Consider the following 15,606-nt stretch of genomic DNA (forward strand, 5'->3'; position numbering starts at 1 on the left):
TACTTATTCATTCACAGCCCCGTCCTCAATGTGTAAATACATTTCAGGAAGGGACATTATAAGCACGAAAAGAATATCTACAATGACCTTTATATTAAAATACAATGTCTTAACTCAAATCCTAAACAACTTCCAGAATAATTTTCTCAAGCTTATCTAAGCCTTCGCTGAGTACTTCAGATTCAATAGTTAATGGTGGAAGCAGACGAATTACATTCGCTTTTACACCACACGAAAGCAGAATAAGACCATTTTCTTGTGCTTTCGCTATCACCGCTTTAGTTAAGTCCTGCAATGGCTTGCCTGACTCTGGATCAGTAAACTCAATAGCCATCATCGCTCCAGTGGTACGTATTTCACCAATAGCTGGAACCGATTCCTGTAGCTTGCTCATACGGGCATTCACAACCTCACCAATGCCCATTGCTTTAGCACACAATTGCTCTTCTTCGATAATTTTTAGGACTTCTAAACCAGCCACACACCCCAACGGAGAGCCAGCGTAAGTACCACCTAAGCCACCTGGTAGTGCCGAATCCATAACACCGGCTTTTCCCACTACTGCTGAGATAGGGAAACCACCCGCAATACCTTTTGCCATTGTTATCATGTCGGGTTCAATGCCCAGATATTCAGTGGCAAACATTTTACCCGTGCGCGCAAAGCCCGTTTGAATTTCATCCGCGATAAGCATAATGCCGTATTTGTCACACAACTCACGCAGGCCTTGAGCAAACTCCGCGGGGGCTTGATAGAAACCGCCTTCACCTTGCACAGGCTCAAAGATTATCGCCGCCACGCGTGATGGCTCAATATCACACGCAAACAAATCATCGAGCGCTTGCAGGCTTTGTTCTGTGCTTACGCCATGAAAAGCATTTGGGTAAGGTGCATGAAATATTTCATTTGGAAATGGGCCAAAGCCCGCTTTGTAAGGCGCGACTTTACCAGTTAGCCCCATGGTCATATTAGTACGGCCGTGGAAGCCACCTTTAAAAGCAATCACACCACTGCGGCCAGTATGAGCTCTCGCTACTTTCACAGCATTCTCAACCGCTTCAGCTCCTGTTGTCAGGAAAATCGCTTTTTTATCACTGTCACCGGGGGCGAGTTCTGTGAGCTTTTCTGCCAGTTCAACAAAGGAGGCATAAGGCGTCACCATAGCACAAGTGTGTGAAAAGTTATCCAGTTGAGCCTTTACCGCTTCGTTGATACGCTTATTTGCATGCCCTGTATTCGTTACCGCGATACCAGCAGCAAAGTCGATATATTTATTTCCATCCACATCCCACACGTGAGCATTCTCTGCTTTTTCGACATAAAGTGGGTACAGTGCGCCCATGCCTTGAGCGATAACTTCGCTTCTTCTTTGATGTAGTTGTTGATTTGTCATTGTCATGTCCTTTGATTAGTTGCCGCCAAAGCAGAGATATTTGATGCTCATGTATTCATCGATACCTTGTTTTGCCCCTTCACGCCCGATACCGGACTGCTTAACTCCACCGAAAGGGGCTACCTCGGTAGAGATCATGCCTTCGTTAATTCCTACCATGCCGTACTCCAGTGCTTCTGCTATCTTCCATACACGGTGGATATTTTGGCTATAGAAGTAAGACGCTAAGCCATAGATAGTGTCGTTAGCCATTTCGATAAGCTGTTGGTCATCATCAAATTTGATCACAGGAGCGACGGGGCCAAAGATCTCTTGCGAGATAATATCCATATCATGCGTAACGTTTTTGAGAACGACAGGTTGCATGAATAGACCATCAAGAGTTTTCGGCTCAGTAACTGGTTTCGCGCCCTGTTCGATTGCGCCGTCAATGAGGGACTGAATACCTTGTTTTGCTGATTCGCTGATTACCGGACCAACATTTACACCCTCTTCTAGACCATTGCCTACTTTAAGCTGCTGCACTGCTGCATCGAATTTTTCAACAAACTCATCGTACACCTTGTTATGTACATAAAAACGGTTAGCGCAGACGCAAGTTTGACCGGCATTACGAAACTTAGACGCCATTGCACCAAGCACAGCCGCATCAATATCTGCATCATCAAATACGATAAATGGTGCATTTCCACCGAGCTCCATTGACGTTCGCTTGATGTCGTTTGCACTTTGCTGCATCAGCACTCTTCCAACTTGCGTAGAGCCCGTGAAAGAGAGCTTACGAATCAGAGGATGTGAGGTAAAAATACCGCCAACTTGACGAGAATTCGCGCCCAATACCACTTGCAGTACATCACGAGGAATGCCCGCTTGATATGCTAGCTCAGCTACAGCAAAAGCAGATAAAGGTGTGGATTCAGACGGCTTCACAATAAAACTACAGCCAGCCGCAAGTGCTGGACCTGCCTTACGAGTTATCATTGCAATAGGAAAATTCCACGGAGTAATCGCACAAGCTACTCCAATAGGTTGTTTCATAGTTACAAGGCGTTTGTCGCTACTTGGCGCTGGAATTGTCTCACCATAGGTACGCTTCGCTTCTTCAGCAAACCACTCGATAAAGCTTGCGCCGTACAACACCTCACCTTGTGCTTCTGCCCATGGCTTGCCTTGCTCTAACGTCATCAGGCGACCGAGATCTTCCTTGTTATCAAGTAACAACTGATACCATTTTTGTAGTAAACCAGAACGGGTTTTGGCTGGCAGCAAAGCCCACTCTTTTTGCGCGAAGCTTGCACGCTCGACCCCATCTAAAATGTCATGTTCAGACGACACTGGTGCATAACCAAGTATTTCACCCGTCGCGGGGTTACTTACAGCAATACCTTGGTCTTGATTTAGCACCATAAACGACAGCAATGATTGATTTGTAATTTGTTGCATGGGGATTCCTTTTGACAGCTTTACCTTGGCGTCTACTGATAGTTACCCTACCAAGCAGAAAACCAATAGTTCATTGTTTTAATAATGGTTTTCCTAAGCAGGGATCTGCTGAGTAATGCAGTGGATGTTACCTCCACCCAGCAAAACCTCACGCGTTGGTATACCAACGACTTGATGTTCAGGCATCGCTTGCCGCAATATTTTTATTGCCTGCTCGTCAGTTCTATCATCGAGCAATGGCAAAAACACATAACCATTCGCGATAAGAAAGTTGGCATAAGAAGCACTTAACCTTTCCCCTGCATCACGTGTCATTCCATCACTTTTATCAATTCCGCTTGCTTCTGCTTCGCTATAGTGCAAAGGCCCTGGCAACGGTAAACGGATGATTTCAATCTCTCGACCTTTAGCATCAGATTGATCTTTTAACACTTGTTCCGCCTGACGAGATAATGCGAATTGTGGGTCTGATGGATCATCTGTCCAACTCAATACCACTTTCCCCGGGGCAATTACATGCATCAAATTATCAACATGTCCGTCAGTTTCATCATCGAATAGTCCTTTAGGCAGCCAAATGACCTTTTCAATACCTAGATATTCTTTGAGATGTGTTTCTATCTGTTGTTGATTCAACTCAGGGTTGCGTCCCGGACTAAGCAAACACTCTTCTGTTGTATAGAGCGTACCTTCGCCATCAGTATGAATTGAGCCCCCCTCTAAAACGAATGGGGCGTTGTAGTGATCAATTCCGATAATGTCACATACTGAGCTAGCCACTAGGTCGTCCTGCTGCCAGTTTTCATAGAGGCCATTATAGTCACCACCCCAAGCGTTAAACTGCCAGTTGATTCCACGACGCTCGCCGTCTTGATTCACCAACACTGTGGGCCCAATATCACGCATCCACGCATCATTGAATGGGATTTCAACAAGCCGAATATCTGAATGAAGCAATGTTCTCGCCTTATCAAATTGCTTCGCACTCACGGCGACACAAACCTTAGTCACTTCTGCTATTGCATTCGCAATGCTAGCGAATGTTTGCTGGGCAGGAAGGGCGTTATCACGCCAATTGTCTCGTCTTTCTGGCCAAGCCAACCAAACTTCTTCAATAGGATGAAACTCAGCTGGAAAGTAGAACCCATCTTGCAGTGGTGTTGTCGATAACTGCATAGTCTGCCCCTTTAAACTGCTAGTTTGCCCACAGAGCCATATAGATCTGGGCGGCGGTCACGGAACAGCCCCCACGAGTGACGCGCTTGAGCCGTTGCGGCTAAATCAATCTCCGCGTAAATGATAGCTTCCTCATCACGTGGCGCTTCTGCCAACTTGCCACCAGTATGATCGGTAATAAAAGAAGAACCGTAGAATGTGGTTTCAATGCCATCATCACATTCTGTGCCTACGCGATTAGACGCAATCACAGGAACCAAGTTTGCAGCGGAATGGCCTTGCATAGTGCGTTGCCAGTGATCACGAGAATCTAAAGTTGGATCTTGTGGTTCGCTGCCAATAGCGGTTGGGTAAAAAATGGCTTCTGCACCATGTAACGCTAAGCTACGAGCAAGCTCGGGAAACCATTGATCCCAGCAAATACCAGCGCCGAACTTACCAAACTGGGTTTGCCATACTTTGAAACCAGTATCTCCAGGACTAAAATAGTATTTTTCGCTATAACCCGGACCATCCGGGATGTGTGATTTGCGGTAGTTATCTAGCACAGTGCCATCGGCATCAATCATCACTAATGAGTTAAAGAAGGTATTGCCCGCTTTTTCAAAATAACTAACTGGAATCACGACCCCGAGTTCTTTTGCCAATGCACTCATCTCTGTTATCAACAGACAATTGTCTACTTCCTCAGCCAACTCAAAATACTTAGCTTCTTGCTTCTTACAAAAATAAGGAGCAGCGAACAATTCCTGCGGCAAAACCACATTGGCACCGTTACTCGCAGCTTCACGAATCGCTTGCTTAGCTTTATTTAGGTTATCTTCCAGATCCCAGCTTTTGGTCAGTTGCAGGGCCGCGAATTTTACTACTCTACTCATTGGATGTTCCTTATCGTCCGGTTAGATAGCCAGTTTATCTCTTAGGTTGTAATACGCTGCGCCAACTGCTGTGAATGGTATTTGGAAGTGACGTCCACCAGGGAAGGCGTAGTGCTTGAGTTGTGCGAAGGCATCAAATCGTTCGGCATGCCCTGTTAAGGCTTCTGCCAATAACTTGCCAGCCAAGTGAGTACAGGTAACTCCATGACCACTGTAGCCTTGCAAATAATAAATATTGTCGTCGAATGCGCCGAACTGCGGCATACGTGAGTAGGTAAGTAAGAAGTTACCAGTCCATGTGTAATCAATCTTGATACCTTTAAGTTGAGGGAAAATACCTTCTAACTTAGGACGAATCAGAGACTCAATGTCTTGAGGGTCACGAGCGCCATAAACCACCCCGCCCCCAAACAACAAGCGTTTGTCGGCACTCAATCGGAAATAGTCCAGTAAGTAATTACAGTCTTCAACGCAGTAGTCACTTGGTAAAACCTGTTTTAGTTGCTCATCGGTAAGCGGCTCTGTCGCCACGACTTGAGTTCCACATGGGATGGCTTTGTTACTGATATTCGGAGCCAACCCACCTAAGTAGGCGTTGCCAGCTAACACCAAGTATTTACTCTTCACGCTACCGCTCGCTGTTCTTGCAACAGGATTCGCACCTTTTTCAATGGACGTTACCGCTGATTGTTCAAAAATTTGGCCACCAAGAGAAACAAATGCTGCGGCTTCCCCCAATGCGAGTTTAAGCGGATGAATGTGCCCACCTCGCATATCAAGCAAGCCACCGGTGTAAGCTTGAGTACCAACCGCCTCTTCTACTTGGCTAGCATCCAACATGGTGAGCTGGTCATTACCATATCGCTCCCAGTTTTTCTTATGATGCTCTAAACCTATTAACTGCTTTTTGTTTAGCGCGGTAAATAGGCCACCGCGTTTGTGGTCACACTCAATATCGTATTTTTCGATTAGGCCACGAATGACATCTCCGCCTTCGAAAATCATGTCACACAGGGCTTTAGCCTGGGGTTGGTCGTAACGGCTTTCTATTACATCAACATCTCGGCTGTAGCTATTGACGATCTGTCCACCATTACGACCAGTTGCTCCAAAACCAACTTTGGCACTCTCTAGTACCACTACCTTAAAACCTTTCTCGGCTAAATGAAGAGCCGAAGATAAACCTGAAAACCCAGCCCCAACCACACACACATCACACTCAATGTTGTCTTGCAGTTGTGGGAACTCTGGCATGTTCGGGATAGAGTGGGCGTAAAACGAATCCGTATGCTTATTCATAGTGATATTCCTTTATTAATCATCAGCAGGCTAAGGGTGAAGGCGAATCCAAGTGGTTTTGGTTTCTGTGAATTTTTCGATGGCGTGCAGTGATTTATCACGGCCGTTACCACTCATTTTGAACCCACCAAAAGGGACGGTCATATCACCTTCGTTGTAGTTGTTCACCCAAACAGAACCTGCCTGAAGCTGTTTAGCTACACGGTGTACGCGGTTAATGTTATTGCTCCAAAGCGCCGCACCTAAACCGTATTTTGAGTCATTGGCGATTGCGACGGCTTCAGCTTCATCTTTAAATGAGATAACACAAAGTACAGGACCAAAGATCTCTTCCTGGGCGACACGCATTTTATTGTCAACGTTATCAAGAATGGTCGGCTCAACAAATGCACCTTTGCCTTCAACATCACCCCCGCAACGAAGAACTGCACCTTCCGCTTGGCCAAGCTCTATATATTCAAGCACTTTTGATTTGTGACCTTGATCGATGAGCGCTCCCATCGAAGATGAGGTGTCCATTGGGTCTTTCGGCATAAAGGATTGAGCCGCAGAAATGACTTTATCAACAAAGCGATCTTTGATGCTTTCGTGCACTAATAAACGAGTTGCAGCGACACAGACTTCGCCTTGGTTATAGAAGCAACCACCAGCGGTTTCTGCGGCTGCACGATCGAGGTCTTCGCAGTCTTCAAATACGATATTGGCATTCTTACCACCAGCCTCAGCAAACACACGCTTAAGATTGGTTTCACCAGAACGAACCATTAATTGACCAGCAATACGAGTGGAACCCGTAAATGCAATACAGTCGACGTCATGGTGTTTCGCTAAAGCATCACCGGCTTCATGGCCAAAGCCTGTAACGACTTGAAAAACGCCACGTGGTAAGCCTGCTTGATTGGCGAGTTGACCAATATAAATAGCAGTGAGAGAAGATTTTTCAGAGGGTTTAAGAATAACGCTATTACCTGCTGCTAATGCAGGGCCAAGTTTCCAGCAAGCTAACCATAATGGAAAGTTCCATGGAACTACCGCTGCAACAACACCGATAGCTTGATGAGAAACAAAGGCGTGTACATCTTGTTCCGTTGGCGCGACTTCCCCATACACTTTATCGATGGCTTCTGCATACCAACGCAGTGCACTTGCAGCACCAGGGATATCGGTTGAAAAGCTATGGCTGATTGGCTTACCCGTATCTAGGGTTTCCAGCAACGCAAGTTCTTCACGATGTTGGTCAATCAGCGTTGCAAATTGGCTGAGTACCGCTTTGCGATATGACGGAGCGCTGTTGCTCCATTCACCAGAAAGGAAAGCTTGACGAGCACATGTTACCGCAAGCTCAACATCTTCTTCTTGGCAACGAGCTATCTGGGTCAGTGTCTCGTCGGTAGCCGGGTTAACAACATCTAGAGTTTCTCCACTGATAGCTGCGCTATATTCGCCATTAATAAAGGCACGATTTTCGATGTTTAGATTGTTTCTCAGTTCAATCCATTGTTCTTGGGTTTTCATACGCTCTCCTTGTTATCACAACAAGGCAAGGCCCACTTAGAATGTGGTTGGCGTATGCGCGCTTATCATTCGACAAGCCTTGTCTGTGTGATTTGTGAACTTGTGCGGCTGCGTCGTATCAATAATGTACGATTCACCTTGTTTAAGGACAAAAGATTGCTCTTTGTATTCCAGAGTGATTTCGCCCTCTAAAATAGTGCCGATCTCTTCGCCTTCATGTTTAATTTCCGCCGCACCCGTTGTGCCGTGGGGGGCATACTCTTCAATCAAAAATCCAATTACCTGTTCTTTGCTGCCGTTGGTTACCAATTTCATTGAAACCGACTCACTGCCCATTTCAACCAACTCTTCAGGTGCAACGACAACCTTCACTTCATCGCTTTTGGGTTGTTCAAGTGTGAAAAACTCCGAAAGAGATAAAGAAAAAACATTCACTATTTTTTGCAACGAACTTACTGAAGGGCTTACCTTCGCATTCTCAATCGAAGAGATCGCGCTATGTGTAATACCAGCTCGTTCGGCTAATTCTCGTTGTGACAATCCATGTTCTTTTCTTAATCGAACAATATTTTTACCAATCTCTTGGTTGTCCATGTAGGTGGCTCCTAACTTATAGAGAGGCCGCCATCATAAATTCTTTAAACAAAATTTGAGAGAAATGATTCGTTTTTGCTTTCCATTCTGGGTGCCACTGCACGCCAACAAAGAATTTTTGCCCTGGAAGACTAAACGCTTCCACTAAACCATCCGGTGCTTTAGCTTCCACAGTCAGTTGGGGAGCTAATTGGTCAACCCCTTGGTTATGAAGAGTATTAACCTCAAAAAAGATAGTGTTTTCCCAATGATTTTCAGTCAGCCATTTCTCAAACAAACTTTGTTTTTGCACCAACACCGCGTGTGATGGAGCGTACTTTTCCTCAAAGTCTTCGACCTCACTCTCTCTATGGTCGTTGAAACCTGAATCATGAACTGCTGGGTTCAGTGAGCCTCCCAGAGCAACATTCATCTCTTGAAATCCACGGCAAACACCAAAACACGGAATGTCTTTGTCTATCGCTTGACGAATCAAAGTAAAGGAAAGCTCATCTCGAGCTTCATCTTTCTTAGACTCTTCATGAGTGCCGTTGTAATGATGTGGTGCCACATTTGAGTGACTCCCCGGAAATAAAAAACCGTCGCAGATGTTAAGAAGACGCTCAACGTCTTCACTTGCCATATCCGGAGCCAATATCAGTGGCAACCCACCAAAGTCTTTCACAGCCGTGAGGTAAAAATTATTCACTGCCTGTATTTGATAGCCACCCAATTCTTTAGCGCAACTAACAATTCCAATAATGGGTTTGCTTGTTCTAGACATGTTACTTCCGTGCTCGATTTATTTAACACTTACACTACAAATCATGTACAAAATTATCAACACCGATGTTCGATATTATGACCAAAGCGTGACCAAACCCACCTTTTTGGTCAAAAAAACGACTAATTTTGGACATTATATTGAGCAAAACACAATCAACTGTTACAAAATAGTTAACAGAAACATCTTTCAATAAAATTGTAAATTTCAAAGTAATCAACGCAAGCTTATGTATTAAAAGGAAATAACCTTTAAAACTAGACTTTAGTCTAATTAGTACAATTGACTTGTTTCTTTTTTGTTACTTTTAATTTACCAAATAGAGGCTAGTTGGAGAACACAATGGAATCGTATCTACAGGAAGTTAAAAATTTTCGACAAAAATGGCCCAACATCGAGTTTGTTGATCTGATTTTTACCGACATCAATGCCACACCAAGAGGCAAGCGCATCCCAGTAAGTGCACTACACAAGCTGCATAAAGGAGTAGCTCTTCCCCTCTCGACAATTACTTTAGATACCAAAGGTAATGTGGTTGAAACAGCAGGGTTAGGTGAAGAATTGGGAGAACCAGACAACATGTGTTTCCCAATTGCGGATACATTGATGCCTACCGCTAAAGAGCAAGTGGGCCAAATAATGTTGAGTATGATGGATGAGTCAGCCCACACCCCAAACCCGCTCTTTATTCGTAATATCGTCAGTGAAATTCTCGAAAAGTTACACACCAAAGATCAACATCCATGTGTTGCCTTAGAGCTAGAGTTTTACTTAATAGACAGGAAGCGGGGTGAGATGGGAGCACTACAAACAGCCATCAACCCAAACAAAAAATCACGAGAAAAAGATACCGAAGTCTATGACTTAGATGGTTTGGATGATTACGCAGACTTTTTGGCCGATCTTAACAAAGTCGCTCAAGAACAAGGGTTAAATACTTCGGGGGCACTATCTGAATCCGCCCCAGGACAATTCGAAATTAACTTCAACCACTCTAAAGATGTACTACGAGTGTGTGATGAAATCATCATCGTCAAACGCCTAATTCGTCAAATTGCTAATCAACATGATTTCGATGCTACCTTCATGGCTAAGCCATTTAGTGAGCAAGCTGGTAACGGTATGCACATCCACCTTAGCTTGGTGGATTCCAACGACAATAACCACTTCAGCCAACAAGATGGTGAACCCAGTAATCTCTTTTATCAAACCATGGCCGCGATGCTTGCTCAAACATCCGATTCCATGGCCTTGATTTGCCCTAACGTTAACTCTTACCGCCGCTTTGTTCCAGGAGCTTACGTGCCAACGAAAGCAGACTGGGGCGAGAACCATCGTGGTGTCGCACTGCGTGTTCCTATCAGCGACAGCAACAATCGCCGAATTGAACACCGCATTGCGGGAGCTGACGTTAACCCTTACATTCTCGCTGCAGTAGTACTATCCGCAGTATTAGCGAGTGAAAACTATACCAAAGACCAATGTCCTAACTCCCTCAGTGATGATGCAATAGACTTACCTCTGCGTATGTCTGAAGCTCTCGATCAGCTAGAACGCAGTGAGCTGACCCCGTACATCTCTAAAGAGTTTGTCGATCTATATTTAGCTTGTAAACGAAGTGAACTGGCGGAGTTTGAACGCGCCATCACTCCATTAGAAATCGACTGGATGTTGCACTCAGCATAAACAAAGGAACTACACGTATGACTACGCAAACTAAGGCGTTGGACGCGCCGCTGAAGATCAACAGTCAACACATCATGGTATCTCTATTGGTTGTCGCGACTTTCATTTTCTTCACATCAATTGGATTGAACCACCAAGAAGGAGAGGCCTATGGATGGATGAGCCTTCTCCCTACCGCACTTGTTTTGGTATTCGCCCTAACTACACACCGCACCGTAGAGGCGCTTTTTAGTGGTACCATCGCTGGTGTACTACTACTCAATCCTGCGCAAGCCGTTGAGCAAATTGTCGTCATATCGATGGATGTAATGATGAACGAAACCATTGCATGGATCGTTCTAGTTTGCGGACTGATGGGGGGATTAATCGCAATTCTCGAAAAAGGCGGCAGTATTTTAAGCTTTTCAGATATGTTGGTCACAAAGGTTAAGAGCCGTAAACAATCTATGCTGATGACCTTTTTCCTCGGCATCATGATCTTTATTGATGACTATCTGAACGCGATCGCTATCTCATCATCGATGAAGAAGATTACTGACGGATACAACATCTCCCGTGAAAAACTATCTTATCTAGTCGATTCCACCGCTGCGCCGATTTGTATTCTGGTGCCAATATCAACATGGGCTATTTTCTTTAGCTCACTGCTTGAAGCGAATGGAGTGGCTGAAGCTGGTGAGGGTATCAAAGCATATATTGAAGCGATTCCATACATGGCTTATGGCTGGGTTACGCTGATAATCGTCCTTCTCGTTGCGTTAGAAAAGATGCCGGATTTAGGCGCAATGAAGCAGGCTGAGGAACGAGCGAAGAAAGGTCAAGTACGTCCTGACGGTGCAACAGACATCGACTTTGGCGCAGATATTACAGCGCACACCAACCCAACGATGGGATTAATCAACTTCCTATTGCCTATGGTGGTGTTAGTTGGTGCAAGCTGGTACTTCGGTATTGATCTATTAGCAGGCGTATTTGTCGCAATTATCTTTACTATCTGCTTCTATGGTGTTCAACGTCTAATCTCAATGAATGATATGTTTGAAGCTGTCTACGACGGAATCAAAGTTATGCTGCTGCCATTGGCAACGGTGATTGGTGGATTCATGCTGAAGTCTGTGAATGATTCTCTAGGAGTGACACAATATGTCATCGAGACAGTAAGCCCTTATCTATCGGCGTCTTACTTCCCAGCAATTATCTTTATGATCACCGGTGCATTGGTGTTTGCTACCGCATCTTCTTGGGGAACTTTTGCAGTTGCTATGCCAATCGTATTGCCTCTAGGCGAACAACTTGGCGTACCTCTACATTTAACTATTGCGGCTCTGCTTTCGGCATCAGCAGCGGGCAGTCACTCATGTTTCTTTAGTGACTCAACGGTATTGTCAGCTCAAGGTTCCGGGTGTACCTCAATGCAACACGCAACCACTCAATTCCCCTACGCATTGATAGGTATTGTCGCAACAGCTCTCTTCTTCTTGTTAGTTGGCTAAGCCTCATACAGCTAAAATACAAGCGTAAAAAATGCCTTATTCTACGATAAGGCATTTCAATTTCCTGAAGAGCAAGCTTAAAGCAACTCTCAGCAAGACTCTCCAGCTTTCAAGTGCTCCCTTTCACACCACAGCCTTTAATCACTAGCTGAGTGATGAACTCAGCGGCATCGGCATAGTCTTTATCATCGAGTTGGTCCTTCTGCATCACGCTGCAAATCTGCCAGCCAAAATCGGCGTAGGTTTGAGTTGCCGCCCAGATGGTAAACATCAGGTGATGAGCGGGAACATCGTCCATTAGGCCCTGCGCCGACCATGTCGAGAACTTATCAAGAATCATCTGGGATTGCTTATACAGCTCGTCACCAATCTCTTTCGGCAATACTTTAGCGCCAGACATCACTTCATTGGCAAATACCTTAGAAGCATGTGGATGGTCGCGAGAAATGATCAGCTTGGTTTGAATATATTGAGACAAGGCTTCAACAGGATCGCTCAACTCTTCAATCGGACGAGACGCTTCTAGTAAAGGCTGAGTGACGGTTTCAAGCACAGCGTTGTAGAGCTTATCTTTTGAGCTGAAATAGTAGAAGACGTTGGGTTTGGGAATGTCGGCCGCTTTCGCGATATCGGCCATTTTTGTTGCAGCATAACCATGAGTGGCGAATTGTTCACACGCGACTTCGATGATTAAATCTTGATTCTTTTGTCTGATCCTAGACATATTGCATCCTTTACAGCTCGTTACTAAAATCATAGTAATCAACGTGCTTCATTAGTCCAGAAGATAATCTCAGAACTCAAGGTCACCGCATTGATAACAATAAAATGGCCGCTCTATTTGTTAAGAAGCGACCATTCCATACCGTGTTTTTGAACTGTTCAAGTTAAAGAATCAATATCGCGCGGAAGTCATTCACATTGGTCAGCGTTGGCCCCGTGGTTAGAAGCACATCGACTTGCTTGAAAAAATCGTAGCTGTTGTTCGCATCGAGATAGTCTTGCGCTTTAAGCGACAGGCTCGAACCTAGTTGCCATGTTTGAGGCGCGATCCATGCTCCCGCATTGTCTTCAACACCATCAATCCCGTCGGTATCAGCAGCCAATGCAAATATGTTGTCTTGGCCTTTGAGCTCGTTATATAGGCTCAACAAGAACTCACAGTTACGCCCACCGCGACCATTGCCTTTAACGGTTACCGTGGTTTCCCCGCCGGAAAGTATCACGCAAGGCGTCTCAAATGGGTGCTTGTTATTAGCCACTTGTTTGGCTAGCGCAGCATGCACCTTCGCGACATCTCGCGCTTCTCCCTCTATGCAATCACTCAACACATAAGCGGGAATACCCAAGCCTTCAGCTTCTGCAGCAGCGGATTCCAATGCCGACATTGGTGTCGCGATAATATGGTGCTCCGCGTTCTTCCAACATACGTCATCTGGTTTAACCGTCTCTGACTCTGGATTATTTAGCCATTCAAATGCCGAGCGTGGTGTTTCTATTTGATAACGTTCTAAAATGGCCATCGCATCAAAACGCGTGGTGGTGTCGGGTACGGTTGGGCCCGATGCAATCACACTAATGTCATCGCCCGGCACATCAGAAATCGCCAGTGACACAACCCTTGCAGGATACGCCGCTTTAGCAAGTCGACCGCCTTTTATCGAAGATAGATGTTTGCGAACACAGTTCATCTCATCAATGGCGGCGCCTGATTTAAGCAACGCTTTATTGATTTGTTGCTTCTCTGCCAAGCTAATATCGCCACCAGGCAGACTCAGTAATGCGGAGCCACCTCCTGACAAAAGACATATCACGGTGTCGTCTTCACTGAGGTTACTCACCAACTCCAACATCCGGTGACTGACTTCAAGACCCATCGCATCCGGAACGGGGTGCGCCGCTTCAATCACTTCGATATGTTCGCAAGGGGCGGTGTGTTCGTAGCGGGTCACGACTAAGCCTTCAAGATCACGCAGTGCGAGATCTTGCTGTTGTTTAACTTGCCAGACGGCTTCGAGCTCAGCGGCCATCGACGCGGCTGCTTTACCTGCTCCTATAACGACAGTTCGCCCAGCTTGGTTAGCAGAGCGATAAAAAATGTCTTTAGGAAGAAAAGGTTCGATGTGATTTTTAGGTAGCGCCTGATTAACAGCACTTGAGAAAAGGGTTTGCAGAAACTGCTTAGCATCAATGTCCATCAGCCACTCCTTAGTTGACGGAGAAAAAAAGAACCCCGATACAAGGCCAAAGGGTGCCTGCTAAGATCAAGTTGGAAAGGAACAACTTCAACCTCTGCCTCGTATCAGGAACGCGTATAAAAGGAGACGAAACTACGCGATTTATAAACAAACTGTTGGGCTACGAATCGATAGCAGCCCTAATTAATTAACGGATAATCGGTTGATTGACTAACCACTAAACGGACAAACCGTTAACTAGATTAACGAATCGAGTGGTCAGAACGTTTCTCAATCGCTTGGATAAGCGCAGAGTGGTCCCAACCTTCGCCACCCATTTCGGCACACTCGCCAAACAACTCTTGAGCGTTAGCCGTATTAGGTAGTGCAACCCCTAGCTCTTGTGCGCCCGTTAGCGCTAAGTTGAGGTCTTTTTGGTGAAGTGAGATTCTAAAGCCCGGGTCGAATGTGCCTTCAACCATACGCTCACCGTGCACTTCCAATATCTTAGAGTTAGCAAAGCCACCTAATAAAGCCTGACGTACTCGCGCTGGATCAGCGCCTGCTTTCGAAGCAAAGACTAACGCCTCAGACACGGCTTCGATATTCAGAGCAACAATGATCTGGTTCGCCACCTTACAGGTTTGACCCGCACCGTTGTCGCCCACCAGCGTAATATTCTTACCCATGATTTCAAATAGTGGACGTGCTTTGTCAAAGGCGTCTTGCTCACCACCAACCATGATAGTCAGCGCTGCATTAATAGCGCCTACTTCGCCACCTGATACCGGTGCATCAAGGTATGAAGCACCACCTTCATTGATTCGCGCTGCAATTGCTTTGGTCGCGATTGGCGAAATTGAACTCATATCGATGACTAACTTGCCCGTCGCACCACCAGCAGTAAGACCTTGCTCGACACCGTTATCACCAAACAGCACCTCTTCTACTTGAGGGGTGTTCGGCACCATAAGAATAATGACATCTGCCTGTTCCGCGGCTTCGGCAAGGGAATGACAAACCGTTGCACCTGCTGCAACCAACTCGGCAGGAGCAGCGTTGAAATGATCCGACAGAATCAAGTCGTGACCCGCTTTTTGAAGGTTACTCGCCATAGGTTTACCCATGATGCCAGTTCCGATAAATGCAATTTTAGACATGTTGTTCTCCTTAACGTTTGAGGGTTACC

At 45.6% G+C, this 15,606-nt stretch carries 13 protein-coding genes; 2 read left to right on the plus strand and 11 right to left on the minus strand.

Translation table 11 applies throughout. From position 1 onward, the window contains the following. Positions 1 to 121: 121 nt before the first annotated feature. The 8 genes from gabT to AB4307_RS03485 form a co-directional block, all read right to left on the minus strand. Positions 122 to 1,393, minus strand: a complete 1,272-nt coding sequence (gene gabT, locus AB4307_RS03450) for a 4-aminobutyrate--2-oxoglutarate transaminase (protein ID WP_017065005.1) — start codon at positions 1,391 to 1,393, stop codon at positions 122 to 124. A gap of 15 nt (positions 1,394 to 1,408) precedes the next feature. Next, on the minus strand, positions 1,409 to 2,836 hold the full coding sequence (locus AB4307_RS03455; RefSeq protein ID WP_017065006.1) for an NAD-dependent succinate-semialdehyde dehydrogenase: 1,428 nt from the start codon (positions 2,834 to 2,836) through the stop codon (positions 1,409 to 1,411). Between the two features lie 93 nt (positions 2,837 to 2,929). Then, the gene (aguA, locus tag AB4307_RS03460) at positions 2,930 to 4,012 is read right to left on the minus strand and encodes an agmatine deiminase (RefSeq protein WP_017065007.1); all 1,083 of its coding nucleotides are present in this window, start codon (positions 4,010 to 4,012) and stop codon (positions 2,930 to 2,932) included. Positions 4,013 to 4,023: 11 nt separating this feature from the next. Next, positions 4,024 to 4,890 carry an N-carbamoylputrescine amidase gene (gene aguB / locus AB4307_RS03465; protein ID WP_017067340.1) on the minus strand — a complete coding sequence of 289 codons (867 nt, stop codon included), beginning with the start codon at positions 4,888 to 4,890 and terminating at the stop codon, positions 4,024 to 4,026. Positions 4,891 to 4,911: 21 nt separating this feature from the next. Continuing rightward, positions 4,912 to 6,189 (minus strand): NAD(P)/FAD-dependent oxidoreductase, encoded by a 1,278-nt coding sequence (locus AB4307_RS03470; RefSeq protein WP_017065009.1) that lies wholly within the window; start codon positions 6,187 to 6,189, stop codon positions 4,912 to 4,914. A 30-nt stretch (positions 6,190 to 6,219) separates the two neighbouring features. Further along, entirely contained in the window at positions 6,220 to 7,704 is a 1,485-nt protein-coding gene (locus AB4307_RS03475; RefSeq protein WP_017065010.1) for an aldehyde dehydrogenase, read from the minus strand. 36 nt (positions 7,705 to 7,740) lie between these two features. Then, positions 7,741 to 8,298, minus strand: a complete 558-nt coding sequence (gene puuR, locus AB4307_RS03480) for an HTH-type transcriptional regulator PuuR (protein ID WP_017065011.1) — start codon at positions 8,296 to 8,298, stop codon at positions 7,741 to 7,743. A 16-nt stretch (positions 8,299 to 8,314) separates the two neighbouring features. Beyond that, positions 8,315 to 9,061 carry a gamma-glutamyl-gamma-aminobutyrate hydrolase family protein gene (locus AB4307_RS03485; protein ID WP_017065012.1) on the minus strand — a complete coding sequence of 249 codons (747 nt, stop codon included), beginning with the start codon at positions 9,059 to 9,061 and terminating at the stop codon, positions 8,315 to 8,317. A 342-nt stretch (positions 9,062 to 9,403) separates the two neighbouring features. Between AB4307_RS03485 and AB4307_RS03490 the strand changes: the two genes are divergently transcribed. Both AB4307_RS03490 and AB4307_RS03495 read left to right on the plus strand, forming a co-directional pair. Continuing rightward, a complete protein-coding gene (locus tag AB4307_RS03490; RefSeq protein WP_017065013.1) occupies positions 9,404 to 10,747 on the plus strand; it encodes a glutamine synthetase family protein in 1,344 nt (447 codons plus the stop codon). A 17-nt stretch (positions 10,748 to 10,764) separates the two neighbouring features. Next, complete coding sequence (locus tag AB4307_RS03495; protein ID WP_372131123.1) at positions 10,765 to 12,240, plus strand: Na+/H+ antiporter NhaC family protein; 1,476 nt, start codon at positions 10,765 to 10,767, stop codon at positions 12,238 to 12,240. 109 nt (positions 12,241 to 12,349) lie between these two features. Here the strand turns inward: AB4307_RS03495 and AB4307_RS03500 are convergent, their stop codons facing one another. From AB4307_RS03500 to AB4307_RS03510, 3 genes are all read right to left on the minus strand, one after another. Beyond that, entirely contained in the window at positions 12,350 to 12,964 is a 615-nt protein-coding gene (locus AB4307_RS03500) for a TetR/AcrR family transcriptional regulator (protein ID WP_065584813.1), read from the minus strand. A 163-nt stretch (positions 12,965 to 13,127) separates the two neighbouring features. Then, positions 13,128 to 14,438, minus strand: coding sequence for a glycerate kinase type-2 family protein (locus tag AB4307_RS03505; RefSeq protein WP_372131125.1), 1,311 nt, complete (start codon positions 14,436 to 14,438; stop codon positions 13,128 to 13,130). A gap of 242 nt (positions 14,439 to 14,680) precedes the next feature. Then, entirely contained in the window at positions 14,681 to 15,577 is an 897-nt protein-coding gene (locus AB4307_RS03510) for a 2-hydroxy-3-oxopropionate reductase (RefSeq protein ID WP_372131127.1), read from the minus strand. Positions 15,578 to 15,606: the final 29 nt, after the last annotated feature.

This window comes from Vibrio sp. 10N.261.52.C2 (assembly GCF_041471425.1).
Taxonomy (GTDB): domain Bacteria; phylum Pseudomonadota; class Gammaproteobacteria; order Enterobacterales; family Vibrionaceae; genus Vibrio; species Vibrio crassostreae_C.

Bases quoted from the DNA above. Each gene is read 5' to 3' on its own strand.
- aguB (WP_017067340.1), bottom strand. From the start codon at position 4,890: ATGAGTAGAGTAGTAAAATTCGCGGCCCTGCAACTGACCAAAAGCTGG.
- AB4307_RS03470 (WP_017065009.1), bottom strand. From the start codon at position 6,189: ATGAATAAGCATACGGATTCGTTTTACGCCCACTCTATCCCGAACATG.
- puuR (WP_017065011.1), bottom strand. From the start codon at position 8,298: ATGGACAACCAAGAGATTGGTAAAAATATTGTTCGATTAAGAAAAGAA.
- AB4307_RS03490 (WP_017065013.1), top strand. From the start codon at position 9,404: ATGGAATCGTATCTACAGGAAGTTAAAAATTTTCGACAAAAATGGCCC.
- AB4307_RS03495 (WP_372131123.1), top strand. From the start codon at position 10,765: ATGACTACGCAAACTAAGGCGTTGGACGCGCCGCTGAAGATCAACAGT.
- AB4307_RS03500 (WP_065584813.1), bottom strand. From the start codon at position 12,964: ATGTCTAGGATCAGACAAAAGAATCAAGATTTAATCATCGAAGTCGCG.
- AB4307_RS03475 (WP_017065010.1), bottom strand. From the start codon at position 7,704: ATGAAAACCCAAGAACAATGGATTGAACTGAGAAACAATCTAAACATC.
- AB4307_RS03510 (WP_372131127.1), bottom strand. From the start codon at position 15,577: ATGTCTAAAATTGCATTTATCGGAACTGGCATCATGGGTAAACCTATG.
- aguA (WP_017065007.1), bottom strand. From the start codon at position 4,012: ATGCAGTTATCGACAACACCACTGCAAGATGGGTTCTACTTTCCAGCT.
- AB4307_RS03485 (WP_017065012.1), bottom strand. From the start codon at position 9,061: ATGTCTAGAACAAGCAAACCCATTATTGGAATTGTTAGTTGCGCTAAA.
- gabT (WP_017065005.1), bottom strand. From the start codon at position 1,393: ATGACAAATCAACAACTACATCAAAGAAGAAGCGAAGTTATCGCTCAA.
- AB4307_RS03505 (WP_372131125.1), bottom strand. From the start codon at position 14,438: ATGGACATTGATGCTAAGCAGTTTCTGCAAACCCTTTTCTCAAGTGCT.
- AB4307_RS03455 (WP_017065006.1), bottom strand. From the start codon at position 2,836: ATGCAACAAATTACAAATCAATCATTGCTGTCGTTTATGGTGCTAAAT.